General features: G+C 70.1%; 22 protein-coding genes. 9 read left to right on the top strand and 13 right to left on the bottom strand.

Features of this window, described 5'->3' with window-relative positions:
* Positions 1 to 191: 191 nt before the first annotated feature.
* On the top strand, positions 192 to 1055 hold the full coding sequence (locus tag BMX97_RS12330) for an AlbA family DNA-binding domain-containing protein (protein ID WP_143074608.1): 864 nt from the start codon (positions 192 to 194) through the stop codon (positions 1053 to 1055).
* A gap of 111 nt (positions 1056 to 1166) precedes the next feature.
* A complete protein-coding gene (locus BMX97_RS12325) occupies positions 1167 to 1745 on the top strand; it encodes an ATP-binding protein (protein ID WP_177202197.1) in 579 nt (192 codons plus the stop codon).
* A gap of 295 nt (positions 1746 to 2040) precedes the next feature.
* On the opposite strand, the gene BMX97_RS12320 is transcribed toward BMX97_RS12325, so the two are convergent.
* The 3 genes from BMX97_RS12320 to BMX97_RS12310 all read right to left on the bottom strand — a co-directional run bounded on the left by BMX97_RS12320 (position 2041) and on the right by BMX97_RS12310 (position 5423).
* The gene (locus tag BMX97_RS12320; protein WP_091750135.1) at positions 2041 to 3231 is read right to left on the bottom strand and encodes a winged helix-turn-helix domain-containing protein; all 1191 of its coding nucleotides are present in this window, start codon (positions 3229 to 3231) and stop codon (positions 2041 to 2043) included.
* A 5-nt stretch (positions 3232 to 3236) separates the two neighbouring features.
* Positions 3237 to 5066: a dihydroxy-acid dehydratase gene (gene ilvD / locus BMX97_RS12315; protein ID WP_091750132.1), complete on the bottom strand. Its 1830-nt coding sequence runs from the start codon at positions 5064 to 5066 to the stop codon at positions 3237 to 3239.
* Positions 5067 to 5159: 93 nt separating this feature from the next.
* Positions 5160 to 5423: a hypothetical protein gene (locus BMX97_RS12310; RefSeq protein ID WP_091750129.1), complete on the bottom strand. Its 264-nt coding sequence runs from the start codon at positions 5421 to 5423 to the stop codon at positions 5160 to 5162.
* A gap of 443 nt (positions 5424 to 5866) precedes the next feature.
* Here BMX97_RS12310 and BMX97_RS12305 point away from each other — a divergent pair, with 443 nt between their 5' ends.
* Positions 5867 to 7720: an ABC transporter ATP-binding protein gene (locus BMX97_RS12305; protein WP_091750126.1), complete on the top strand. Its 1854-nt coding sequence runs from the start codon at positions 5867 to 5869 to the stop codon at positions 7718 to 7720.
* On the opposite strand, the gene BMX97_RS12300 is transcribed toward BMX97_RS12305, so the two are convergent.
* Positions 7711 to 7890, bottom strand: a complete 180-nt coding sequence (locus tag BMX97_RS12300; protein ID WP_091750123.1) for a hypothetical protein — start codon at positions 7888 to 7890, stop codon at positions 7711 to 7713. The genes BMX97_RS12305 and BMX97_RS12300 overlap by 10 nt on opposite strands.
* Positions 7887 to 8108 (bottom strand): hypothetical protein, encoded by a 222-nt coding sequence (locus tag BMX97_RS12295; protein WP_091750121.1) that lies wholly within the window; start codon positions 8106 to 8108, stop codon positions 7887 to 7889. The genes BMX97_RS12300 and BMX97_RS12295 overlap by 4 nt, the downstream gene beginning before the upstream one ends.
* Positions 8109 to 8392: 284 nt before the next feature.
* On the opposite strand from BMX97_RS12295, the gene BMX97_RS12290 reads away from it, so the two are divergent.
* On the top strand, positions 8393 to 8803 hold the full coding sequence (locus BMX97_RS12290; protein ID WP_244538395.1) for a phospholipase A2 family protein: 411 nt from the start codon (positions 8393 to 8395) through the stop codon (positions 8801 to 8803).
* 23 nt (positions 8804 to 8826) lie between these two features.
* On the opposite strand, the gene BMX97_RS12285 is transcribed toward BMX97_RS12290, so the two are convergent.
* Positions 8827 to 9753: an oxidoreductase gene (locus BMX97_RS12285; RefSeq protein ID WP_091750118.1), complete on the bottom strand. Its 927-nt coding sequence runs from the start codon at positions 9751 to 9753 to the stop codon at positions 8827 to 8829.
* 154 nt (positions 9754 to 9907) lie between these two features.
* Here BMX97_RS12285 and BMX97_RS12280 point away from each other — a divergent pair, with 154 nt between their 5' ends.
* Complete coding sequence (locus tag BMX97_RS12280) at positions 9908 to 10132, top strand: hypothetical protein (protein ID WP_091750116.1); 225 nt, start codon at positions 9908 to 9910, stop codon at positions 10130 to 10132.
* Between the two features lie 19 nt (positions 10133 to 10151).
* On the opposite strand, the gene BMX97_RS12275 is transcribed toward BMX97_RS12280, so the two are convergent.
* Both BMX97_RS12275 and BMX97_RS12270 read right to left on the bottom strand, forming a co-directional pair.
* Complete coding sequence (locus tag BMX97_RS12275) at positions 10152 to 10745, bottom strand: COG3904 family protein (protein ID WP_091750113.1); 594 nt, start codon at positions 10743 to 10745, stop codon at positions 10152 to 10154.
* 64 nt (positions 10746 to 10809) lie between these two features.
* The gene (locus BMX97_RS12270; RefSeq protein WP_091750110.1) at positions 10810 to 11967 is read right to left on the bottom strand and encodes a hypothetical protein; all 1158 of its coding nucleotides are present in this window, start codon (positions 11965 to 11967) and stop codon (positions 10810 to 10812) included.
* Positions 11968 to 12072: 105 nt separating this feature from the next.
* Here BMX97_RS12270 and BMX97_RS12265 point away from each other — a divergent pair, with 105 nt between their 5' ends.
* The 3 genes from BMX97_RS12265 (at position 12073) to der (ending at position 15138) form a co-directional block, all read left to right on the top strand.
* Complete coding sequence (locus BMX97_RS12265; RefSeq protein WP_091750107.1) at positions 12073 to 12666, top strand: NnrU family protein; 594 nt, start codon at positions 12073 to 12075, stop codon at positions 12664 to 12666.
* Positions 12667 to 12886: 220 nt separating this feature from the next.
* The gene (locus BMX97_RS12260; protein ID WP_177202209.1) at positions 12887 to 13687 is read left to right on the top strand and encodes a tetratricopeptide repeat protein; all 801 of its coding nucleotides are present in this window, start codon (positions 12887 to 12889) and stop codon (positions 13685 to 13687) included.
* Between the two features lie 104 nt (positions 13688 to 13791).
* Positions 13792 to 15138 carry a ribosome biogenesis GTPase Der gene (der, locus tag BMX97_RS12255; protein ID WP_060846863.1) on the top strand — a complete coding sequence of 449 codons (1347 nt, stop codon included), beginning with the start codon at positions 13792 to 13794 and terminating at the stop codon, positions 15136 to 15138.
* A 9-nt stretch (positions 15139 to 15147) separates the two neighbouring features.
* Here the strand turns inward: der and BMX97_RS32830 are convergent, their stop codons facing one another.
* On the bottom strand, positions 15148 to 15318 hold the full coding sequence (locus BMX97_RS32830; RefSeq protein ID WP_167543911.1) for a hypothetical protein: 171 nt from the start codon (positions 15316 to 15318) through the stop codon (positions 15148 to 15150).
* A 478-nt stretch (positions 15319 to 15796) separates the two neighbouring features.
* Here BMX97_RS32830 and BMX97_RS12250 point away from each other — a divergent pair, with 478 nt between their 5' ends.
* Positions 15797 to 17488 (top strand): methyl-accepting chemotaxis protein, encoded by a 1692-nt coding sequence (locus tag BMX97_RS12250; RefSeq protein ID WP_091750101.1) that lies wholly within the window; start codon positions 15797 to 15799, stop codon positions 17486 to 17488.
* Between the two features lie 414 nt (positions 17489 to 17902).
* On the opposite strand, the gene BMX97_RS12240 is transcribed toward BMX97_RS12250, so the two are convergent.
* The 4 genes from BMX97_RS12240 to purF all read right to left on the bottom strand — a co-directional run bounded on the left by BMX97_RS12240 (position 17903) and on the right by purF (position 23190).
* Entirely contained in the window at positions 17903 to 18307 is a 405-nt protein-coding gene (locus BMX97_RS12240) for a dihydrofolate reductase family protein (RefSeq protein ID WP_060846860.1), read from the bottom strand.
* A 101-nt stretch (positions 18308 to 18408) separates the two neighbouring features.
* Complete coding sequence (locus BMX97_RS12235) at positions 18409 to 20529, bottom strand: GGDEF and EAL domain-containing protein (RefSeq protein WP_091750095.1); 2121 nt, start codon at positions 20527 to 20529, stop codon at positions 18409 to 18411.
* Between the two features lie 320 nt (positions 20530 to 20849).
* Positions 20850 to 21608, bottom strand: coding sequence for an SDR family NAD(P)-dependent oxidoreductase (locus tag BMX97_RS12230; protein ID WP_091750092.1), 759 nt, complete (start codon positions 21606 to 21608; stop codon positions 20850 to 20852).
* A 79-nt stretch (positions 21609 to 21687) separates the two neighbouring features.
* Positions 21688 to 23190 carry an amidophosphoribosyltransferase gene (gene purF, locus BMX97_RS12225; protein WP_091750647.1) on the bottom strand — a complete coding sequence of 501 codons (1503 nt, stop codon included), beginning with the start codon at positions 23188 to 23190 and terminating at the stop codon, positions 21688 to 21690.
* Positions 23191 to 23260: the final 70 nt, after the last annotated feature.

Genomic DNA, 23260 nt, shown 5'->3' with positions numbered 1-23260 from the left:
TATTTTTCGTGCTTACGTCCTCGAAAGTGCGGATTGGGTGTTCAAGGTAGCGGTCGGTAAAAGGCTGACATATCAAGTGCCAGTTCGCCGTGACACGAGCGAGCAGCCATCGAACTGGGATGTCGAGCATAGCTCGACACCCCATATGTAGCGTGTCGAGCCAAGCTCGACCTACTATATGAAGTGACACCGTGGGTGAAGGGCAACTCGATCTACCATTTGACACTCCCTACCAGCTAGGGGAGAACCCCGCGCTATGGGCGCCGCGCGACATTTGGGTGCGGCTAAGTCAGCGCCTAATGAGCTTCCTTGGGGAAGATCGCCGAGTTGAATATAAGCGCGCTGAAAAAGTGCATTTTGAAGATTTTGCAACTTATTTAAGCGCTTTCTCAAATACTCCTGACGGCGGAACCATCGTATTTGGCGCTACCTCCAAGGGCGAAGCCACTGGATGCACTGCTGCTGGTACTAATCTGCGAAATAGATTAGAACAATGTCACACCAAAATGTGTCCGCAAGCCAAGCCAGTTTTCAAAAACGTTCCTGTTACGATTGACGGGAAGGAAGATTTTTGTATCGCCGTTTACATACCGTATGTTGGAAGACTTGTCGAAACGAATAAGGGCGAGGCGTGGATACGCTATGGCGACTCTCGCCATAAAATGAGCGACGAAGAGAAGCGTGATTTCCGAGCAACGCGGCAAGAACTATCATTTGAAATGGAGAAGGCGCCGTATAAATATCCAGACGATTTCGATATTAAGATAATAAATGATTTTTGCGATAATTTCAGGCACCGTGAAGGTCGCAACAAGTGGTCAAACGAAGAAGTTTTGCTTGATCGGCACCTAATATCAAGTGATGGTCAAAACATAATTCCCCTCAATAGCTTAGTTTTGTTGGCTGCGAAGGATCCGCTACGGACTATTCCGGGATGCAGGGTGCGTATTCAAAGGTTTTCGACAGATCATGAAGGTACCGGCGAAACATACAGCCCTATACGCGACAAGTTCGTAGAAGGTAATCTCGTCACAATTATCGCAGGGTCAACATAACTAATTGAAGAACTCAATTACGATGTTACTTGGTTAAATAAAGACGGAAAATTTGTAACAACTCCCGAATATCCTAAATGGGCTTGGCATGAATCGTTGATAAACGCCTGCGTGCATCGCTCATATAGTTTTAGCGGAACGGAAATTACGATAAAATTTTTCCCTGGAAGATTGGAAATTGAAAGTCCAGGTGGGTTTGTGCCCCCAGTTAATGAAAATACAATATATAACACTCGGGCGTCGCGCAACCATCATACTATGGACGCCCTTAGGTATCTTGGTTATGTACTTATGGCGAGAGAAGGAACCCGCCGTATTCGAGAGAGTATGCAGGGCTGGGGGCTTCCAGATCCTCAATTTAAGCAAGAAGCAATATACGGTGTGGTTGTCAGGGTGACGCTTTGTAACGATCATGAGTCTAGAAAAAGGTCAACCGACAAAGATGTGACGCAATTTTTTGGTGCCGAATTATGGAAATCTCTTCAAGAGCACGAAATAAAAATTGCTGCGTATGCTTTTAGAAATAAAAGTATCCAAGTTTCTGAGGCTCAGCGGCTCACTGGAAGAACTTGGGCGACAAGCAAGAAAGATCTTGAGCGTCTAACCAAGAAAGGTGTTCTATTGTTCGTTCCCGGAGAATATCAAAGAGATCCCAAAGCTCATTATATTATAAATAATACTAAATCGTGATCCGTCAATCCGAGGAGTGGATACAAACATCATATCTATAAAAAGGGAATTTGTATAAGATATAGATGTAGAAAACGTTGCGCTGCAACATAATAGATTATTGTAATAAAGAATGCGTCCGGCGTTATAGCGAGCGAGTACGGCTTATCCCGACATGGACTCCCAGCGGATTGAAGGCAAAGAGGGTTGCCTCACGCATGAAATAGCCCGCCATACCGAGCGTTTGATGATGGATGAAGGTAGCTTATGAAAGATACCTCCACATTTTTGGATACTGTCGAAAATTAAAAAAAGGCTATTTCGTTAAATATTTTGGCACTGCGTGAAACTGAGACAGTCTGACTGCCTCCTTCAACCCCAACCACCCCGCCAAAGCCCCCAACTCCACCCCCAACGCCTCCCGCGCCCCCTCCACCCCCCCCGACTCCCAATGCACCGCATGCACCAAGAGCCGCCCCCCCGCCCGATCCGCCTTCAAATCCACCCGCCCCACCAGTTCCTCCCCGAACAGGAATGGCAGCACGTAATACCCGTACTGCCGCTGCGCCGCCGGGGTGTAGATCTCGATGCGATAGCGAAAACCGAACAGGCGCTCGGTGCGGGCGCGTTCCCAGACCAGGGGGTCGAAGGGGGCGAGCAGGGCCCGGGCCGAGACGCGGCGGGGGATTGTGGCGTCGCGGTGGAGGTAGGCGGGGGGCCAGCCGGGGACCTCCGTCGGGAGCAGGATGCCTTCCTCCACCAGCCGGGCGATGGCCGCGGCGGCATCCGATGCGTCGAGGCGGAAATAGTCGCGGAGTTCGGCGGCCGTGGCGAGGCCGAGCGCCCGGGCGGAGAGGGCGACCAGCTGGGCCTGCGCCTCCGCCTCCGGCACGTCGGGCAGCGAAAAAATGTCCGGCGGGATCACCCGTTCGGTGAGGTTGTAGACCCGCTCGAAGCTGCGCCGCCGCGTCGCGGTGGTGACGTGGCCGGCGTAGAACAGCCATTCGAGCATACGCTTAGGCTCGCTCCATTCCCACCAGCCGGCCCGGCCGGTCTGGATGTCGGAGGCCGAGAGCGGGCCCTCGTCGCGCAGGCGCGCGAGCAACGCCATCGCCTCGGGGCGACGCTCGGTGGCGAAGGTCCGCATCGCCCGGTAGCCGGCCTCGCCCCGATCGGCCCGGGCCATGCGCCAGCGCAGCAGCGGATGGAGGGAGAGCGGCAGGAGCGAGCATTCATGCGCCCAGTACTCGAACAGCCGCCGGTCGCGCTTAGGCCCCCAGGCGCGGCGGTCGAGGAGGGTCGTGTCGTAGGCGCCGAGCCGCGAGAAGGCCGGCAGGTAATGCGCCCGCACCAGGACGTTGACGCTGTCGATCTGGTGCAGGCCGAGCCGGTCGATCGTGGCGGCGAGGTGCCGGGGACCGGCCGTGGCAGGACGTGCGGCGTGAAACCCCTGCGCCGCCAGGGCGACCCGGCGGGCTTCCGGAGGCGTCAGCCGCACGATCCCCATCGGTTTTAGATCTTCCGCACGGCCCCGTGGGCGGCGCTGGTGGTCATGCTGGCAAACGCCCGGAGCGCGGCGCTCACCTTGCGCTTGCGCGGCGCCGCGGGCTGCCAGCCCTTGGCACTTTGCGCGGCGCGGCGGCTTTCGATCTCGGCCGCATCGACCGCGAGGTGGATGCGCCGGTTCGGGATGTCGATCTCGATCCGGTCGCCCTGCTCGACGAGGCCGATCAACCCGCCTTCCGCCGCTTCCGGCGAGACGTGGCCGATCGACAGGCCCGAGGAGCCGCCCGAGAAGCGCCCGTCGGTGACCAGCGCACAGGCTTTGCCCAGCCCCTTCGACTTCAGGTAGCTCGTCGGATACAGCATCTCCTGCATGCCGGGGCCGCCGCGGGGGCCCTCGTAGCGGATCAGCACCACCTCGCCGGCCTTGACCTTGCCGCCCAAAATGCCCTCGACCGCCGCGTCCTGGCTCTCGAAGACGTGGGCCGGGCCGGAGAAGCTGAGGATGCTGGCATCCACGCCCGCGGTCTTCACGATGCAGCCGTCTTCCGCCAAGTTGCCGTACAGCACCGCGAGGCCGCCATCCTGCGAATAGGCATGGGCTGAATCGCGCACCACCCCGCCCTCGCGGTCGAGGTCGAGCTCGTCCCAGCGCGAGGCCTGGCTGAACGCGACCTGGGTCGGGATGCCGCCGGGCGCCGCGCGGTAGAACTCGCGCACGCTCTCGCTGGTGGTACGGGCGACGTCCCAGCGCGCCAGCGCCTCCTTGAGGGTGCCGGAGCCGACATTGCCGACATCCGTGTCGATCAGGCCGGCCCGGTCGAGCTCGCCGAGGATCGCCATGATGCCGCCGGCGCGGTGCACGTCCTCCATGTGGACGTTGGCGACCGCCGGGGCGACCTTGCACAGGACCGGCACCCGGCGCGACAGCCGGTCGATGTCCGCCATGGTGAAGGGCACCTCGCCCTCGTAGGCCGCGGCCAAGAGGTGCAGCACCGTGTTGGTCGAGCCGCCCATGGCGATGTCGAGGGTCATGGCGTTCTCGAACGCCGTCATCGAGGCGATGGCGCGCGGCAGCACGGACGCGTCGTCCTGCTCGTAATGGCGCTTGGCGAGATCGACGATGAGGTGGCCGGCCTCGACGAACAGGCGCTTGCGGTCGGCATGCGTCGCCAGCACCGAGCCGTTGCCGGGCAGCGAGAGGCCCAGCGCCTCGGTGAGGCAGTTCATCGAGTTGGCCGTGAACATGCCCGAGCACGAGCCGCAGGTCGGGCAGGCCGAGCGCTCGATCACCTGCACGTCCTCGTCCGAGACGCGATCGTCGGCGGCGGCGATCATCGCGTCGACGAGGTCGACCTTCTTGATCCCGGTCGAGAGGTTGACCTTGCCGGCCTCCATCGGCCCGCCGGAGACGAAGACCACCGGGATGTTGAGGCGGAGCGCCGCCATCAGCATGCCGGGGGTGATCTTGTCGCAGTTCGAGATGCACACCATGGCGTCGGCGCAGTGCGCGTTGACCATGTACTCGACCGAATCGGCGATCAGGTCGCGGGACGGCAGCGAGTAGAGCATGCCGTCGTGGCCCATCGCGATGCCGTCATCGACCGCGATGGTGTTGAACTCCTTGGCGACGCCGCCCGCCGCCTCGATCTCCCGCGCCACGAGCTGGCCGAGGTCCTTGAGGTGGACGTGGCCGGGCACGAACTGCGTGAACGAGTTCACCACCGCGATGATCGGCTTGCCGAAATCGGCGTCGGTCATGCCGGTGGCGCGCCACAGGCCGCGGGCGCCGGCCATGTTGCGGCCATGGGTGGTGGTGCGGGAGCGATAGGCGGGCATGGGAACTCTTCTAAGGGAGGCTCCCTCGCGTCATGCCGCCGCCGGCCCGTCTCCCGCAAGTCCTCTCGTGCAGGTCTGGTCCGCGACCGGTCGCTACTTCGAGCAGCCGATGCAGATGCCCTTCATGATCGCGTCCTCGCGCTTGGCCTCCCGGCGCATCTGCGGCGAGACGGTGGCGGTCTCGTTCGGGCCCATGGCGCCGGGCTTGGGCACGGTCTGCCCGGTGCCGGTGGTGTTGGGCGCCTTGATCGTCGAGGCCGGCCCGCCGCCGGTGCCGGTCTCGCTCACCTGGGCGAGGGCGGGGAGGGGGGCGAGGATCGCGAGGGCGAGAAGAGGGGCGAGGAAGCGGGCCGGCATGGGGGGATCCTTCGTGAAACCTGGCCTGGGTCGACGCGGGGCGCACGGTGAAGTTCCCGAACCGTGGTCACGCTTCGCGCGCCCGAACCCTCTCGCCGCAGAGGGCGGGGCTGTCGGGAAGAGAATAGTGCGCCTCCCCTCTCCCGTGTGGGAGAGGGGTCGGGGGTGAGGGTGACACGCTTCAGTGCAAAACGCTGAGCGTCGTGCTGGCTGCTCTACGCTGAGTGCTGAACTCAGAACCGTAGCACCCTCGTGCGATCTTCGATCGCCCCTACCCCTCTCCCACTCGGGAGAGGGGATCCCGCGCTTGATTCTCAAAGGGGTTTTTCCCGGACAGCCCCGCCTCTGCGGGGGGGGCCGGGTGCGCGGTCCCTGGGCGCGGTGCGGCCGGCGAAAGCGGGGCATGCCAACCTATATCCGCTCCCCAACCTATATCCGCCCCTATGGACACCCCCGCCGAGAGCCGCCTCGACCGTCTGCGCCGCGCCGCCAGCGCCCGGCTCGGGCCGTTGCGCCACCTGCCCGCCCTGTTTCGCCTCGCGCTCGCGACCGATCCGCGGCTGACGGCGGCGAGCCTCGCCTTGCGCCTCGCCCGCGCCGGGCTGCCGGCGGCGATGCTCTACGTCGCCAAGCTCGTGGTCGACGCCGTGGTGGCGGGGCGGGCCGGGCCGCCGCCGGAGGCCGGGTGGCTCGCCGATCCGCGGCTGCACCATCTCGGGCTCCTCGTCGGGATCGAGCTCGGGCTCGCGGTCGCCTCCGACCTCCTCGGGCGGGCGACCTCCTACGTCGACGGGGTGCTGGCGGAGAAAGTCGGCAACGCCACGAGCTTGCGCCTGATGGCGCATGCCGCCGCCCTCGACCTCGAGCAGTTCGAGGACAGTGCGATCCAGGACCGGCTCGAGCGGGCCCGGCGCCAGGTGGCGTGGCGCTCGAACCTGATCGGGCAGCTGCTCGGCCAGCTCCAGGACCTCGTCACGGCGATCACGCTGGCGGTCGCGGTCGGCACGATGCTGCCGGGGCTGGTGCTGCTCCTGGTGCTGGCCCTGATCCCGGCCTTCCTCAACGAGCTGCACTTCAACGGCCGCGGCTACCGCCTGGCCTTCCGCCGCAGCCCGGACCGGCGCGAGACCGACTACCTGCGCTACCTCGGGGCGGATGCGGCGAGCGCCAAGGAGGTGAAGCTGTTCGGCCTCGCCGCCCACCTCGCCGCGCGCTTCCGCGACCTCGCCGCCCGGCTGCTGGCCGAGAACCGGGAGCTCGCCCGCCACCGGGCGCTCGCCGGCGGCGCCTTCGCGACCCTCGGCACGCTCGCCTACTACGCCGCCTACCTGGTCATCGCCGGGGAGGCGCTCGCCGGCACGCTCACCGTCGGCGACCTCACCTTCCTGGGCGGCGCCTTCCTGAGGCTGCGCGGCCTCGTCGAGGGGCTGCTGCTCGGCGCCTCGCAGGTGATGGGGCAGGCCCAGTACCTCGACGACCTCTTCTCATTCTTCACCATCGCGCCCACGATCCGCTCGGGGAGCCGCCCGGTGCCGGAGCGCCTGCGCACGGGCTTCGTGTTCGAGGATGTCGGCTACCGCTACCCGGGCCAGAGCCGCTGGGCGGTGCGCCACCTCTCGCTCGCGATCGGGGCCGGCGAGGTGGTGGCGCTGGTGGGCGAGAACGGCGCCGGCAAGACCACGATCGTCAAGCTGCTCGCGCGGCTCTACGCGCCCACCGAGGGGCGCATCCTCCTCGATGGCTGCGACCTCGCCGAGTACGACATCGAGTCCCTGCGCGCCCGGATCGGCGTGATCTTCCAGGACTTCCTGCGGTTCGACTTCACCGCCGGCGACAACATCGCGGTCGGGCGCATCGAGGCGCGGGAGGACCGCGAGGGCATCGCGGCCGCCGCCCGGCGGGCGCTCGCCGATGCGGTGATCGAGCGGCTGCCGGCAACCTACGACCAGCGCCTCGGCCGGCGCTTCGAGGACGGGGTCGAGCTGTCGGGCGGGGAGTGGCAGAAGGTGGCGATCGCCCGGGCCTACCGGCGCGACGCCGCGATGCTGGTCCTCGACGAGCCGACGGCGGCGCTCGACGCCGCGGCCGAGGCCGAGATCTTCCGCCGCTTCGCCGACCTGGCGGCGGGCCGCACCGCGCTCCTGATCTCGCACCGCTTCTCCACAGTGCGCCGGGCCGACCGGATCGTGGTGCTCGCCGGCGGCCGGGTGCTGGAGGAGGGCACGCATGCCGACCTCGTGGCCCGCGGCGGCCGCTACGCCGAGCTCTTCGAACTGCAGGCGGCGGGCTACCGCTGAGGCGCCGCGATCCGGCCGCGCGCCGCCTCGTAATCGGCGAGGTCGGCCGGATCGGTGATCGCCGCCCGGGCGGCCTGGTCGAGGCGCAGGGCCACCCGATCGACGGCCGGGGTCGCGTAGGGCCGGGCGTCGCCCAGGGCGCAACCCGGGACGGGACCGGCCGGCCTCAATGATCCGGCCCGCCGGCCGGTCCTTCGTCCGGCCCGGCCCGGTCGCGGTCGAGCTGGCGCATCAGCTCGGCGAGGCGCGGATCGAGTCCCTCGTCGAGCACGGGCTCGTAGAGGGCCTGGAGGTAGCGGCCGAGCCGCTCCCGGCTCGCCGCGTCGAGGGTCGGGGTGCCACCGGACGGCTCGCGCGACCCGGGCGTATCGGAATCGGATGCGATCATCCGTCTTACATTTGGCACACGGGCCGGCCCGGCAAGCCTTGCGGGGCGCTCTTTCGCACGGATCCGGTCGTCGTGCGGCCACGATCCGGCGAGCAACCGCCCCGGGAAGCGAGACCGTCCGACGCAACCCGGGAACCGGCGCCGCGAGCCCCCGTTTGCCGCCGGAAGCCGGCTTCGGCCGATCCATCCCGGACGGCTCGACCCAGGGAATCAACTCAAGAGACCAACCCGGGGGATCGCCGGATCCCCAGGGCCGTCTCGCCACGCGAAGGGACTCGTCGACGATGCGCCTTGCCACCCCGCTCATCCTCGCCTGCGGCCTGTCCGCCGCCGCCCTGGGCTCCGCCCTCGCCCAGGACCGGCCGCCGGCCCTCCTCATCCACGGCAATTACTGCGGCCCAGGCAACAATGCGCCGTTGCCGCCCGTCGACGCCCTCGACGCCGCCTGCGCCCGACACGACGCCTGCACGCCCAGCGGCGGCCTGCCCTCGCCGGCCTGCAACGCCCGCCTGCAGCGGGAGGCCGCCCTGATCGCCCGGGATCCGCGCCAGTCGGCCGACCTGCGCGACGCCGCCGGCTTCGTCGCCTTCGCGGCCGGCATGATGCCCGCCCGCTCCCGGGTGGCCTCCGCCCCGGCGCTCCGCACGATCGGGCACACCGTCCCGGCCCCGGCGGTCGACGGGGACGACGAGTAGAGGTAATCCCGGATCGCAGGACCTCAGGGCCGGACGGCGACGCCCGTCAGCGCTTCCGACACGGCCCAGAGCCGCGCGGCCGCCTCGGGGTCGCGGGCATGGGGCGCGATCCCGGCCGGTCCCGGATCGCCGCGGATCTCCCAGGGGCCGTCCGGGCCGTAATAGCCGCCGCCCTCGGCCTCCGGCGCGGTGGCGGCGTAGAGGAGCGGCAGGGCGCCGCGCGCCGCGGACTGGCCGAGGAGCCCGAGGAGTCCCTTGCCGATGCGCGCCGCCAGCGGCCCGGCCCGGTCGCCGCGCCGGGCGATCGCGGTGGCGGCGAGGCCCGGATGGGCCGCGAGCGACCGGACGGGCGAGCCGGCGGCGCGCAGGCGCCGGTCGAGCTCGAGGGCGAACATCAGCATCGCGAGCTTCGTCTGCCGGTAGGTCGCCTGCGGCCCGTAGCGGTGGCGGCGCTGCAGGTCGTCGAAGGCGACGATGCCCGACCGATGGGCGATGCTCGCCACGGCGACCACCCGGGCCGGCGCCCCGGCCCCGCTCCGCATCTGCGCCAGCAGCAGCCCGGTCAGGGCGAAGTGGCCGAGATAGTTGGTGGCGAATTGCCGCTCGAACCCGTCCTCGGTCTCCTCGCGCCGCGGCACCGCGGCGATGCCGGCGTTCAAGACGAGGAGGTCGATCGGCCCGCCCTCGGCGCGCCACCCGTCCGCGAAGGCCCGCACCGAGGCGAGGCGCCCGGTATCGAGAAGGCGCCAGCCGACCTGCGCCCCGGGATGGGCGCGCCGGATCGCCCGCGCGGACGCCTCCGCCCGGCCGGCGTCCCGGGCCGCGATCACGACCTCCGCGCCGGCGCCGGCCAAGGCGAGGGCCGCCTCGTAGCCGATGCCGCTCGTCGCCCCGGTGACGAGCGCGCGGCGCCCGGCCTGGGGCGGGATCAGGGCGGTGGTCCAGGGCATCCGCGGGGGCTCCCGTGACGGGACGAGGAGTTCACGAGATGGGGGTGCGGCGGGTAGCGAAAAGGGGCGACGCACCGGGCGCAAGGATCGAAACGGTGCGCTCGCACGTTCCTTGCAGGCGAGAAAAATCCCGAGGACGCGAGAAACGACCTGCATGATCGGCCGGCTCTTCTCGACCCTGCGCGCACCGGTTCCCGGCGGGGATATCCCGCAGGACGCCGTCCTGGCGGCCCCGCCGGAGGATGCGGCCCGCTTCGCCCCGATGGTGCCGCTCACGCCCCCGCCCGCCGTCAACGACGATCCCGAGGGCGCCCTGTGCGACGCCGTCGAGGCGGCGTTGCGCGATGCCGGTTACCTGCCGGAGCCGCCGGCCGCGTGAGGGCGCCGTCCGATCCCGCTCACGGGGCCTGGAGGCTCGTGGCGATGCCGAGGCCGAGCGCGGTACTGCCGGAGGGGCGATACAGGGTGTTGAACGCCGCCTTGTCGACCAGCGCCGCGGCGCCGGGCTGGCCCATCTCGGCGTAGAACCGCCGCATGGTCTCGGTGCCGTGCGCGTTGAGCGTGGTGGCCTCGGTCCGGCTGCCCGGGCGATGCGCGGTGTGGAAGCCGAGGCCGGAGCGGCCCGACATCCCTTCGTAGACATCCTCGCCGTGAATATAGTGGCGCCGCACGCCGCCGGCGAAGATCAGCGTGCAGGCGCTGTCGCACCGCGCCGCCTGCGCGTCGACCGCCGTGACGAGGCCGGCCCGGCGGATCGCCCGGCCGATGGCGATGCCCTCCAGCACCTTGCCGCCGCCGCTGTCGAGATAGACGACCCGCAACGGCCGGGCGTTCGGTCCGGTGAGGAAACGGGCGAAGGCCTCGCCGTCGCCCGGTACGATGGAGCCGACGAGCGTCACCCGGTCGCCGCTCTCCGACAGGCTCATCGCGGGCGTGGGATCGGCCCCCGCGAGCGAGAGGGGCGCCGCGACCGCCAGAGCCCACCACCGCATCGCCGTTCCTCCCGCGTGTCCGTCCCGGCATCCTGACGCGGGGAGAGGGCGAAGACCAGCGGCCTCACGGCCAGACCTTGATCGTCACCGCCCGCCGCATGAGGTCGCGCTCGGAGGTGATCTCGCAGCCCTTGGTCCTGAGCGTGACGTAGAAGAGCGTCGCGGTGTCCCCCACCGTGTCGAAATTGCGGCCGGGCGCGGCGGGATCGATGAGGGAAGGGTAGCTGACGAGCTCGCCGCCGGCTCCGCAGGGATCGTCGTAGAGGGTGGAGCCGGCGATCAGCAGGCGCGGCGCGTCCCAGGCCAGCAGGTCGCGCGAGGTGCTCCAGTAGATCCCCGAGCGCGGAAACACGCCGCCGGACGCAGCCTGGAACACCGCGATCCAGGCGCCGGTGCCGCGGTGGCGGCTGACCGAGCCGACCGGGGCCGGGAACGGCGCCACCGGGGCGCAGGCGCCGGTCGGTTTGGCGCCCTTGAGGTAGGGGTTGGGGAAGCGGGCGGAAAAGTCCTTGCCGTCATAGGCGCGCCAACGGGCGGGATCGCTCGGCTCGTCGCTGCGGAACAGGCAGACGCCGAAGGGCTGGCCGGCCCAGCCGGTGGTCGAGGCGTAGAAGTAGCGGTAGCGCCCGTCGGCGACGATGTTCGAGGGGTTGAAGAAGCCGCGGTGGCGGCCCTGCTCGACCTCCTGGCGGAAGGGAGCCGCCGCCACCACCGTCGGGGGCGTCGCGCGGGTGAAGCTGCGCCCGCCGTCGGTCGAGCGGGCGGCCAGCACGGCGTTGTACCAGCAGGCGAGCACGCCGGTGGTGCGGCAGCGGCCGTGCTCGTCGGCATGGTACTCCTCGTGCAGCAGCGCCTCGATCCGCCGGCCGTCCTCGGTCCAGGTGGCGGTGATCCAGGTCCGGTCGTCGAAGGCCTCGGGCTCCGGCTTGAAGGCGGAATCGAGCACGACCGTGCAGTCGAGCTTCAGGCTGTCGAAGTCGCGCCCGCGCAGGGCCCGGTTGCGGTAATGCATGCCGAACAGCGCGATCCCGCCATCGGCCTCGCGGACGGCGCGCGCGGGGGCGTCCGGCACGTCGTGGCCGTCGCAGGCGTCCCGGCCGGCCTTGAACACCGTGCGGGGCGCGCCGACCAGGGTCAGCGCCGAGAGCGGCGGTTCGGCGGCGCGGGCGGCGGCCGTCGCGGCCGCGACGCAGAGACACGCGAGGATGAGGCGGAGGAGCATGCGGCGTCCCTGGACTTGGCCATAAACCCTGCGCCAGAGTGCTTGAGGCTTGCTTGCGGCCTTTCCGCGAATCGAGCCGTTGTCCCCGCAAGGTTTCTCATCCCGATGCTGCTCCTGCTCGCCGGCCTCGTGCTCTTCCTCGGCACCCACGCCTTCACGATGCTGCGCGGGCCCCGCGCCGCCCTGATCGGGCGGGTGGGGGAGGGGCCCTACAAGATCGGCTACTCGGTCGCCGCGCTCGCCGGTCTCGTGCTGCTCGGCTACGGCTACGGCCAGTACCGGGCGCACGGCTATATCGAGGTCTGGTCGCCGCCGGTCTGGACCCGGCACCTCGCCCTGCTGCTGGTGCTCCTCGCCTTCATCTCCTTCGTCGCCGCCTACCTGCCGGGCCGGATCAAGGCGAAGGCGAAGCACCCGATGCTGCTCGGCGTGAAGATCTGGGCCACCGCCCACCTTCTCGCCAACGGCGATCTCGGCTCGATCGTCCTGTTCGGGACGCTCCTGGCCTGGGCGGTGATGGCCCGCATCAGCGCCAAGCGCCGGGACGAGGTGCGGCCGCATGGCGGCCCCGTGACCGCGCCGGCGGGCTGGCGCAACGATGCGCTCGCCGTGGTGATCGGCGTCGCCGCCTGGTTCGTCTTCGCCAGGGTGCTGCATCCCTGGCTCATCGGCGTCGCGGTCTGGCCCGGCCAGGCTTGAGTGTCTCTCACAAAACTCCCGATCACCGCCTCGGCTTGCTGTGGCAGCGGCATTGCGGCGGGAGTTCTGTGAGGTGCACCAAATCCCGCATCGGGCGCAATCGCTCGCCAGGCCTGACTTCCCGCCGGGACTGTGCTACGCGACCGGCCCTGTCGCACGGTCGCGGCGAAGAGCCCACCGGCTCACTGGTGGCGGCGAGCCAAGAGATCGAGCCCAAGAGATCATGAGCGAGAACGAGTTCATCCGCGAGGTCAACGACGAGTACCGGCGCGACCGCCTGGCGCAGATCTGGTCGCGCTACAGCGGCGTGTTCATCGGTCTCGCGGTGCTGGTGGTCCTGGGTGTCGGAGGCTGGCGCTACTGGCAGCACGCGCAGGCCCAGCAATCCGAGGCGGCGAGCCTGCGCTTCGAGGAGGCCCTGCGCCGCGCCAAGGACGGCACGCCGGAGGATGCCGAGAAGGCCTTCGCGGGCGTGGTCGCCGACGCGCCGTTCGGCTACCGCCTGCTGGCGCGCCTGCGCGCCGCGGCGGAGGCCGGCAAGGCCGATCCGGCGGCCGGCGCCAAGGCCTACGGGACCATCGCCGACGACAGCGCCGTGGGCCAGTCCCTGCGCGACCTCGCCCGCCTGCGCGGGGCGCTCCTCCTCGTCGACAAGGACGATGCGGGCGCGCTCAACAGCCTCCAGAGCCTCGCCGCCCCGTCGAGCGCCTTCCGCCACACCGCCCGCGAGACGCTGGGCCTCGTGGCCCTGAAGAAGGGCGACTTCGAGGGCGCCGGGCGCTGGTTCGACCAGATCGCCGCCGACCGCGAGACTCCCGCCGGCCTGCGCCAGCGCCTCGAGATCTATGTCGGCCTGGTGGCCGGCGGTCCCGTGCAGGTGACCGCGGCGGCGGCCGCGCCGCGCCCGCCGACCTTCCTGGGCACGCCCGCCCCCGAGCCCGAGACCCACGAGGACGCCCCGGCGACCTCCGAGGCTCCCGCGCCCGAGCCTTCTGCGCCCGAGGCTCCGGCGACGCGCTAGAGATCCCCGTAGCGCGGGGCGTTTCCGTCCCGCATCATGACCTCAGACACAGGGCGGCGCGCCTCGCGGCGTGCCCGCCCGCTGCTATTTTTAGGAAGACCTCCATGTCGATGCCCATCGTCGCGATCGTCGGGCGTCCCAACGTCGGCAAGTCGACGCTGTTCAACCGCCTCGTCGGCAAGAAGCTCGCCCTCGTCGACGACCGGCCGGGCGTGACCCGCGACCGGCGCGAGGGCGAGGTGCGCCTCGGCCACCTGCGCTTCCGCATCCTCGACACCGCCGGGCTGGAAGAAGCCGAGGCCGATTCGCTCGCCGGCCGGATGCGTGCCCAGACCGAGGCCGCCATCGCCGAGGCCGACGCGGTCCTGTTCGTGATCGATGCCCGCGCGGGCCTGCTGCCGGCGGACCAGCCCTTCGCCGAATTGGTCCGCCGCTCCGACAAGCCGGTGATCCTGCTCGCCAACAAGGCCGAGGGCGGCGCCGGCATGGCAGGCGCCTACGAGGCCTTCGCGCTGGGCCTGGGCGATCCGGTGCCGCTCTCGGCCGAGCACGGCGAGGGCATGGGCGACCTCCTCGACGCGCTCGAAGCGGTGCTGCCCGAGCCCGACGACGAGGACGACGAGGAGGGCGGCGAGGGCAAGCCGCTCAAGGTCGCGATCGTCGGCCGCCCGAATGCCGGCAAGTCGACGCTGATCAACCGGATGCTCGGCGAGGACCGGCTCCTCGTCGGCCCCGAGGCCGGCATCACCCGCGATTCGATCTCGATCGACTGGGAGTGGCGCGGCCGCCGGATCAAGCTGCACGACACCGCCGGGATGCGCCGCCGCGCCCGGATCGACGACAAGCTCGAGAAGCTCGCGGTCTCGGACGGGTTGCGGGCCGTGCGCTTCGCGGAAGTCGTGGTGGTGCTCCTCGACGCCACGATCCCGTTCGAGAAGCAGGACCTCACCATCGTCGATCTCGTCGAGTCGGAGGGCCGCGCCCTCGTGATCGGCCTCAACAAGTGGGACCTCGTCGCCGACCAGCCGGGACTCCTGAAGGACCTCAAGGAGAAGGCGACCCGCCTGCTGCCGCAGGTGCGCGGCGCCGCGGTGGTGCCGCTCTCGGGGCTCGCCGGCGAGGGCATCGACCGGCTGATGCACGCCGTGACCTCGACCGCCGAGGTGTGGAACCGGCGCATCTCGACCGCCAAGATCAACCAGTGGCTGAGCGAGGCGACGCAGGCCAACCCGCCCCCGGCGGTGTCCGGCCGGCGGGTGAAGATCCGCTACGCCACTCAGGTGAAGGCGCGCCCGCCGCACTTCGCCCTGTTCGGCAACCAGCTCGACGCGCTGCCGAAATCCTACACCCGCTACCTCGTCAACAGCCTGCGCGAGGCCTTCGAGCTGCCGGGCGTGCCGATCCGCCTGTCGCTCCGGACGTCGAAGAACCCGTTCGACAAGAGCGAGTAGCGGCCGGCGTCAGCGCGGCTTCTGGTCGGCGGGGAGGTTGCGGGCGTAGGCCTCGCGCTCCTCCTTGTCGCGGATCATCTTCTCGTAGGCCGCCTTGGCCTCGGGCGACACCGTGAGGGTGCGCGCCTGCGCGGTCTTGCGCTTGGGCGCACGCTTGAACCGGTCGGTGGATTCGCTCATCGCTCGACAACCCGCATCTGACTGGTTGCCGACGGCTCTACCGTGTTCGCGCCGTCTTGGCGACGGACAATCGTCGACCGGCAATCCTCGCGATGGACAATCGCGGGGGCGATTCTGACGTTGGGTCCGGCTGCGCCCGGGCGATCACGCCGGCGCCCCGGCGGCCGACCGGCGCCCGATGGCATGCCGCGAACCCGGGGCCCGCCGCGATCGAGGCTTCGCCCGAGGATGCCGACGCCACGCCCGCCGCCGGCAGGATCTATCATTCCACCTTGCGATCGAACGTAGAATTATTGTTCATATTGCTATATGAATCGTCTCTACTTGATATCCTTCCATGGAAAACGATCGGGAGACGATAAGATGCCGGATCGTATACACATCCCTCCTTAACCCGCGCATCCCTAGCCTGGGGTCTTGGATGCGTCCCGGACGTGCGGCCGATCGGTCCGGAGCATCTCGCGATCGGAGACCGGACATGCGCGGCTTCAACGACCTTCCGCTGCTCGCCAAGCTCGCCCTGCCGGCGGCCCTCGTGCTCGTCGTCGCCCTCGGGCTGGTCGGGCTCGCCCGCGGCGGCCTCGACGCCATGGGCCGGACGATGAGCGAGATCGTCGACGTGCGCACGAACCGGGCGGTGTCGGCGCTGCGGGTCGAGAACGCCGTCGCCGAGGCGGCGATCGCCCAGCGCAGCGTCATCATCGAGGGCAGCGACGAGGTCCGCCAGGCGCTGGCCAAGCAGCACCGGGCGGCGGAGGAGATCGCCGGCACGCAGGCCGAGCGACTCGTCGCGCTGGCCGGGACCGACGACGAGCGCGCGCAGGACGAGGCCCTGCGCGCCCGCGTCGCCGACTACCTCGCCTTCTCGAGCAAGGTGGTGACGAACGCCCAGCAGGGCATGACCGACGTCGCCTTCGCGCTGTCGAGCGAGCAGGATGCCGAGCGCCGCGCCAAGGCCGCCGTGGCCATCGACGCGCGGGTGCAGGCGACCCTCGCGGAGCTCTCGGCCGCCCGGGACGCCGCCGAGGCCGCCGCCACCGCGACCAAGACCCGCCTGACCCTCGTGGCCGCGCTCGGGCTCGTCCTCGCCTTCTCGGTCCTCTCGGCCATCGCGGTCCTGGGCATCGCCCGGCCACTCGCCCGGACGACCCGGGCGATGAACGCCCTCGCGGCGGGCGACCTCTCGGTCGCGGTGGCCGGCACCGGACGCCGGGACGAGATCGGGGCGCTCGCCCGGGCGCTGCAGGTGTTCAAGGAATCGGGCGCCGAGATGCGCCGTCTGACCGAGCGGGAGGGCGAGCGCACCGAGGCGGCGGCCCGGCGGGCCGCCCTGGTCGACGGTCTCGCCCGGCAGTTCGAGGCCAAGGTCGAGAGCCTGTCCCGCGATCTCGCCGGAGCCGCCGGCACCATGGAGGCCGCCGCCCGCGGGATGGCGGCGGGGGCCGAGGCCGGGGCCGGGCGCACCGACGCGGCGGCGGGCGTGGCGCAGCGGACCTCCGGCCACGTCCACGCCGTCGCGGCGGCGAGCGAGGAGATGACCGCCGCGATCCAGGAGATCGTCGGGCAGGTCGTCCAGACCTCGCGCATGGCCGGGCAGGCGGTGGAGGATGCCCGCCGCACCGACGCCACGGTGAGCGAATTGTCGGTGGCCGCCGAGCGCATCGAGCGCGTCGTCTCGGTCATCGCCGACATCGCCGCGCAGACGAATCTCCTGGCGCTCAACGCCACCATCGAGGCGGCGCGAGCCGGCGCGGCGGGCCGCGGCTTCGCGGTGGTGGCCGCCGAGGTGAAGGCGCTCGCCGGCCAGACCACCCGGGCCACCGACGAGATCACCGGCGAGGTCGGGGCGATCCAGGCCGCGACCCGGGCCGCCGTCGCCGACATCCAGCGCATCGGCCGGGTGATCGGCGAGATGTCGGCCTCCGCCACCTCGGTGGCGGCGGTTATGGAGCAGCAGGGCGCGGCCACGCAGGAGATCGCCCGCAGCGTCGGCGAGGCGGCGCACGGCACCGGCCACGTCACCGAGACCCTGGGCGACCTGCGCCGGGAGGCCGGCGAGACCGGTGTCGCCGCCGGCCGGGTCCTCGAGGCGGCCCTCTCCCTGTCCCGCCACTCCGACGGGCTGACCCGCGAGGTCGGCGGCTTCCTGGCGGCCGTGAAGGCGGCGTGAGCCGTCTTCACCTTCCAAGGGTCCAGGCGGCGTGAGCCGTCTTCACCACCCGGGAACGAGGCGGCGCGAGCGCGCCACACGCATCGAGAATGGCGGCCAGCTCCTCCGGCGCGCCCGTCGGAAACGTTTTTCGCAGGCGCTCCAGGAAGGCCGAGACCCGTGCGCTGAGGAGCCGCCGCGACGGGAAGAGCGCCCACAGGGCGATCTCCGGTCCCGCAATGTCGCCCCCGGAGACCAGCCGGCCGGCGACGACAACGCCGGCACGACCGCCGGGACGCTCGCCCTCTCGGCCGGGCGCGGACGGCCGGGGCTCGCCGCCGCCATCCGATCGGGCAGGAAGGCCCGGCCGACCAGGCCCTCCTCCGGGGTCGGGTCGACCCGGATCGCCGGGTCGCGGCCCTGCCGGAACGAGCGTCAGTCCCGCCCGCGGCCCACCAGCCAGGCGGGGTCGAACCAGCGGTCGGCCTCGCCGTCGTAGGGCAGGCGGGTGATGTCCCATTGCTGGATGAACGGCGCGTAGACGTTCCAGACCGCGATGCCGCCGCCGACATAGATCCGCCGGCCGGGATAGCGCGCCAGCACCGCCCGCGGATCCTCGTGCGAGCGGATGATGGCGATGGTGCGGTCCTGGTAGGCGAAGTCCGGCACCGCCTCGATGGTCTTCGGGCCGGCGATCAGCACGTGGCCCTGCGTGACCGCAAAGAACCGCGTCACGTCCTCGACGTAGAGCGGATCGGTGTTGCCCTCCCAGGGCAGCCGGCCGTGGAGGCCGAGCTGGCCCCGCTGCCCGATGGCGCACATCGCCCGCACGTCGATCATCGGTCCTCGGCCCTCCCGCCCGGAGACCCGGACGGGGGCTCGGCGCGCCCCGCCTGATAGCCGGTCGGCCGGGCCCGGGCCAGCCGGCCGAAGGACCGGCCTCACGCCCCGGTGCCCGCCCGGGCCGGTGCGGCCCCTTCCCCCCCAAGAGATCCCTCCGCCACGGGTCCCTCGGCCAGGGCGCTCGCCGGCATCGGCTTGCCGTAGAGGTAGCCCTGGAACTGGGTGCAGCCCTCCTGGCGCAGGCAAGCCGCCTGCTCTTGCGTCTCGATGCCTTCCGCCGTGACCACGATGCCGAGGCTGCGGCCGAGACCGGTGATCGCCCGCACCACCGCCAGCGCCTCGCGGCTGTCGCAGATCCCGCGGATGAACGCCCGGTCGATCTTGATCTTGTCGAAGCGGAACGTGCACAGGTAGCTCAGGGACGAGTAGCCGGTGCCGAAATCGTCGAGCGCGATCCGGGCGCCGAGCCGCCTGAGCCGGCCGAGCGTCGTCAGGTTGTTCGACGAGGCGTCGAGGAGCACCGACTCGGTGATCTCGAGCTCGAGCCGGTCGGCGGGCAGGCCGGAGGCGTCGAGCGCCGCGGCGACCTCGGCGGCGAGCGCCGGGTTGCGGAACTGCGCCGGCGACAGGTTGACGGCGACGCGCCGGCCGCTCCCCCAGCGGCTCGCCTCCCGGCAGGCCTCGTTCAGCACGAAGGCGCCGATCGCGTCGATCATCCCGGTCTCCTCGGCGACCGGAACGAAGTCGAGGGGCGGGATCAGGCCGCGCACCGGGTGGTGCCAGCGCAGCAGCGCCTCGTAGCCGACGGTCTCGCCGTCCGCCGCCCGCACGATCGGCTGGTAGTGCAGCGCCAGTTCGCGCCGGGCGATCGCGTCGCGCAGGTCGGTCTCGATCAGGCGGCGGTAGCGGGCGGAGGCCTCCAGGGCCCCGTGGAAGCGCGCATGCCGGCCCCGCCCGAGACGCTTGGCCTCGTAGAGCGCGAGGTCGCCGCAGCGCAGCAGCTCGTCGGCGCTCGCGGCGTCGGAGGGCGCCAGCGCAATCCCGATGCTGACCCCGGGCGCGAACGACTGGCCGTCGATCACGATCGGCCGCCGCGCCGCCGCGATCATCCGGTCGGCGAGCGCAGTGGCCTCCGCGGCGGCCCCCCGCACGGGGGCGACGACCGCGAACTCGTCGCCGCCGAGCCGCGCCAGGGTGTCGCCCGGGCGCAAGGCCTCCTCGAGGCGCCGGGCGATGACCCGCAGCATCTGGTCGCCGGCCGGGTGGCCCATCGTGTCGTTGATGCCCTTGAAGCCGTCGAGATCGAGGCAGAGCACCGCCGTCTCGGCCTCGCCGTCCGCCGACAGGGCGTCGCCGAGCCGTTGCCGGAACAACTCGCGGTTCGGCAGGCCCGTCAGGCCGTCGTGATGGGCGAGGTGGTGGATCCGCACGCGGGCGGCGTGCTCGTCGGTGATGTCCTCGGCCACCAGGAGCGCGTGGCGCGGCCCGCCCTCCTCGCCGATCGCCATGGCCCGCATCGTCAGCGTGCGGGGGCCCCAGGGAGTGTCGACCGGCGCCTCGATCATCGGGGTGGCGCCGGGCGTCGCGAGGGCGGCCCGCAACTGCGCGGCGAGGAGGGGGGGCAGCACCGTCGCGGGCGAACGGCCGACCAGCTCGCCCGTGCAGCGGCACAGCAGCAGCTCGGCCTGCCGGTTGGCGAGCCGGATCAGCCCCGTCGCCCCGTCCTGGACCACGACGCTCGACGGGATGGTCGCGATGACGCTGTCGAGGAAGGCGGAGATCGCGCGGTGCTCGTCGCGGTGGCGCTCGGCCGCCTCCTTGGCGGCCACGATCCGCAGGTCCTGCTCGCGCGTCCCGGTCAGGTCGCGGGTGATCTTGGCGAAGCCGATCAGGGCCCCGTCCTCGTCCCGGATCGCGTCGATCACGACGTCGGCCCAGAACGAGCTGCCGTCGCGGCGGAAGCGCCAGCCCTGGGCCTTGAAGCGCCCGGTCTCGCGGGCCTGGCTCAGGCCGGCCTCCGGCTGCCCCGCCGCCCGGTCCTCGGGGCCGTAGAAGCAGGAGAAGTGCCGGCCGACGATCTCGGCGGCGGTGTACTGCTTGGCGCGCTCCGCGCCGGCATTCCAGTTCACCACGCGACCGGACGGATCCAGCATGTAGATCGCGTAGTCGGTCACCCCCTGGACGAGCAGCCGGTACAGGACATCGGTATCTGCGGTCACGGTCGTCCGTTCCGTCGTCGGGTCCGCCCCGGGGACACCGGTGGCGGGTATGCCTGCGATCGGGTGTCGGGCATGCCCGCTAATGCAACCTTAAACCTCGCCGCGGGTAGAAGAAAAAATCCAGTACCGGGATCGGTACCGAACAACCGGTAAAATGAACTATAAATGTTCAGATGGCTGATGGACGTTGCCGTCGGAACGTGACGGGCACGGTCTCCCGCGGGCCGTACGGCGCGGAATACCTGCCGGCCTGTCCGGCGCGGGACCGGGCAGACTCTTCGTCAGAGCGGAATTGGCTCACCGACGATCGGCGATTCTCGTCAGGCCGGCTTCTGCGGCGTCAGGACGCGGCCGGTCGGGAAGTCGAAGATCGTTCCACTTTCCGTCCAGTCCGGGCTGGCCAGCCGCACGATGTGGGGTGCCAGCTCTTCGGGGGTGCGCAGCGTCTCCGGGTCCTCGCCCGGCATCGCGGCCTTGCGCATCGCGGTGCGCAAGGGGCCGGGATTGAGCAGCATGGCGCGCACCGCCGTGGTCTCGGTCTCGGCCGCGTAGGTCCGCACCAGCGCTTCCAGCGCCGCCTTCGACACCGCGTACGGCCCCCAATAGGCCCGGCACGACGAGGCCGCGCCGGAGCTGACGAACACCGCCCGCCCCGCATCGGAGCGGCGCAGGAGCGGATCGAGGGAGCGGATCAGGCGCCAGTTCGCCGTGACGTTGACGTCCATCACGTTCGCCCAGACCTTCGGGTCGATGTGCCCGAGCGGCATCAGCTTGCCGAGCACGCCGGCATTGCCGACGAGGATGTCGAGCCGGCCCCAGCGCTCGTTGATCGCCGCGCCGAGACGGTCGATCGCGTCGTAGTCGCACAGGTCGAGGGGGACGAGGGTGGCTGAGCCGCCCGCCGCCCGCACGGCGTCGTCGAGTTCTTCGAGCGCGCCTTGCGTGCGGGCGACCGCGATCACGTGGGCGCCGGCCTCGGCGAGCGCCAGGGCCGCCGCGCGGCCGATGCCGCGCGAGGCCCCGGTGACGACCGCGATGCGATCCGCGAGGGATTTGTGGGCGAGAGGGGTGTCGGTCATCGGGTCGGTCGGCTCGGGATCGATCGGCTTGGCGGCGGCCTCCCCCGGGAGGGCCGCCTCGGGTTCGTCCGCCTCGGGGTCAGTCGGCCTCGGCGAGGAGCGCCATGCGCCGCGGCGAGGCGACCGCGAGGTCGGTCAGCGCCGTCGGGTAGTCGCCGGTGAAGCAGTGATCGGTGTATTGCGGGCAGGCCGCGTCCCGGCGCTCCTCGCCCATCGCCCGGTAGAGCCCCTCGATCGACAGGAAGGCGAGCGAGTCGGCGCCGATATACTCGCGCATGCTCTCGAGGTCGTGGGTGGCGGCGAGCAGCTTCTCCTTCTCCGGCGTGTCGATGCCGTAGAAGTCGGGATGGGTGATCGGCGGCGAGGCGATGCGGAAATGCACCTCGCGGGCGCCGGCCTCGCGCATCATCCGCACGATCTTCACCGAGGTGGTGCCGCGCACCAGGCTGTCGTCGACGAGCACGATGCGCTTGCCCTCGACCGCGGCGCGGTTGGCCGAGTGCTTCATCCGCACGCCGAGCTCGCGCACCGACTGGGTCGGCTGGATGAAGGTGCGGCCGACATAGTGGTTGCGGATGATGCCGAGCTCGTAGGGCAGCCCGGTCTCCTGGGCGTAGCCGAGCGCCGCCGGCACGCCGGAATCCGGCACCGGGATGACGATGTCGGCCTCGGCCGGAGATTCCTTGGCCAATTCCAGGCCGATGTTCTTGCGCACGGCGTAGACGCTCTTGCCGTTCACGGTCGAATCGGGCCGGGCGAAGTAGATGTACTCGAAGATGCAGGGGCGGAGCGGTTGGGCCCGGGCGAAGCGGATCGACTCGATGCCGTCTTCCGAGATCACCACCATCTCGCCGTTCTCGACGTCGCGCACGAAACGGGCGCCGATGATGTCGAGCGCGCAGGTCTCCGAGGCCAGGATGTAGCGGCCGTCGAGCTCGCCGAGCACCAGCGGGCGGATGCCCAGCGGATCGCGGGCGCCGATCAGCTTCTTGTTCGTCATCATCACGAGGGCGTAGGCGCCCTCGATCTGGCGCAGCGCGTCCATCACCCGGTCGACGATGCGGACGTGGCGCGAGCGGGCGACGAGGTGGAGGATCGCTTCCGTATCGGAGGTCGACTGGCAGATCGCGCCGTCGCGCACGAGCTGGCGGCGCAGCAAGAGGCCGTTGGTCAGGTTGCCGTTATGGGCGACCGAGAGGCCGCCGGTCTCGAGCTCGGCGAAGAGCGGCTGCACGTTGCGCAGGATCGTCTCGCCGGTGGTCGAGTAGCGGACGTGGCCGATCGCGGTCTGGCCCTTCAGGCGCTCGATCGTGGCGAGGTCCGAGAACGAATCGCCGACGAGGCCCATGCGGCGCTCGGAATGGAACACCCGGCCGTCGAACGACACGATGCCGGCCGCCTCCTGGCCGCGGTGCTGCAGGGCGTGGAGGCCGAGCGCCACGATCGCGGCGGCATCCGGATGGCCGTAGATGCCGAAGACGCCGCATTCCTCGCGCAGGGTGTCACCGTCGAGGTCGAGATCGCCGCCGAACGCCTCGCTCGTCCCGGGGGCGCCCCGGAAGGTTTCGCTGCGTGCTGACATGATGAGAAGCCCCTGGTGGCCGGTCACCGCACGGCCTCGCCTCGCCGACCCCGCGCGTCCCGTGACGGTC

Origin of the sequence: Methylobacterium sp. ap11 (assembly GCF_900110515.1) — a bacterium.
GTDB lineage: Bacteria > Pseudomonadota > Alphaproteobacteria > Rhizobiales > Beijerinckiaceae > Methylobacterium > Methylobacterium ajmalii.
This window is presented reverse-complemented; position numbering and strand designations above follow the sequence as displayed.

What these genes read in the sequence shown, in the direction of transcription:
- BMX97_RS12320 (WP_091750135.1), bottom strand. Translation starts at nt 3,231, where the DNA reads ATGGGGATCGTGCGGCTGACGCCTCCGGAAGCCCGCCGGGTCGCCCTG.
- ilvD (WP_091750132.1), bottom strand. Translation starts at nt 5,066, where the DNA reads ATGCCCGCCTATCGCTCCCGCACCACCACCCATGGCCGCAACATGGCC.
- BMX97_RS12310 (WP_091750129.1), bottom strand. Translation starts at nt 5,423, where the DNA reads ATGCCGGCCCGCTTCCTCGCCCCTCTTCTCGCCCTCGCGATCCTCGCC.
- BMX97_RS12305 (WP_091750126.1), top strand. Translation starts at nt 5,867, where the DNA reads ATGGACACCCCCGCCGAGAGCCGCCTCGACCGTCTGCGCCGCGCCGCC.
- BMX97_RS12295 (WP_091750121.1), bottom strand. Translation starts at nt 8,108, where the DNA reads ATGATCGCATCCGATTCCGATACGCCCGGGTCGCGCGAGCCGTCCGGT.
- BMX97_RS12290 (WP_244538395.1), top strand. Translation starts at nt 8,393, where the DNA reads ATGCGCCTTGCCACCCCGCTCATCCTCGCCTGCGGCCTGTCCGCCGCC.
- BMX97_RS12285 (WP_091750118.1), bottom strand. Translation starts at nt 9,753, where the DNA reads ATGCCCTGGACCACCGCCCTGATCCCGCCCCAGGCCGGGCGCCGCGCG.
- BMX97_RS12280 (WP_091750116.1), top strand. Translation starts at nt 9,908, where the DNA reads ATGATCGGCCGGCTCTTCTCGACCCTGCGCGCACCGGTTCCCGGCGGG.
- BMX97_RS12275 (WP_091750113.1), bottom strand. Translation starts at nt 10,745, where the DNA reads ATGCGGTGGTGGGCTCTGGCGGTCGCGGCGCCCCTCTCGCTCGCGGGG.
- BMX97_RS12270 (WP_091750110.1), bottom strand. Translation starts at nt 11,967, where the DNA reads ATGCTCCTCCGCCTCATCCTCGCGTGTCTCTGCGTCGCGGCCGCGACG.
- BMX97_RS12265 (WP_091750107.1), top strand. Translation starts at nt 12,073, where the DNA reads ATGCTGCTCCTGCTCGCCGGCCTCGTGCTCTTCCTCGGCACCCACGCC.
- der (WP_060846863.1), top strand. Translation starts at nt 13,792, where the DNA reads ATGTCGATGCCCATCGTCGCGATCGTCGGGCGTCCCAACGTCGGCAAG.
- BMX97_RS32830 (WP_167543911.1), bottom strand. Translation starts at nt 15,318, where the DNA reads ATGAGCGAATCCACCGACCGGTTCAAGCGTGCGCCCAAGCGCAAGACC.
- BMX97_RS12250 (WP_091750101.1), top strand. Translation starts at nt 15,797, where the DNA reads ATGCGCGGCTTCAACGACCTTCCGCTGCTCGCCAAGCTCGCCCTGCCG.
- BMX97_RS12240 (WP_060846860.1), bottom strand. Translation starts at nt 18,307, where the DNA reads ATGATCGACGTGCGGGCGATGTGCGCCATCGGGCAGCGGGGCCAGCTC.
- BMX97_RS12230 (WP_091750092.1), bottom strand. Translation starts at nt 21,608, where the DNA reads ATGACCGACACCCCTCTCGCCCACAAATCCCTCGCGGATCGCATCGCG.
- purF (WP_091750647.1), bottom strand. Translation starts at nt 23,190, where the DNA reads ATGTCAGCACGCAGCGAAACCTTCCGGGGCGCCCCCGGGACGAGCGAG.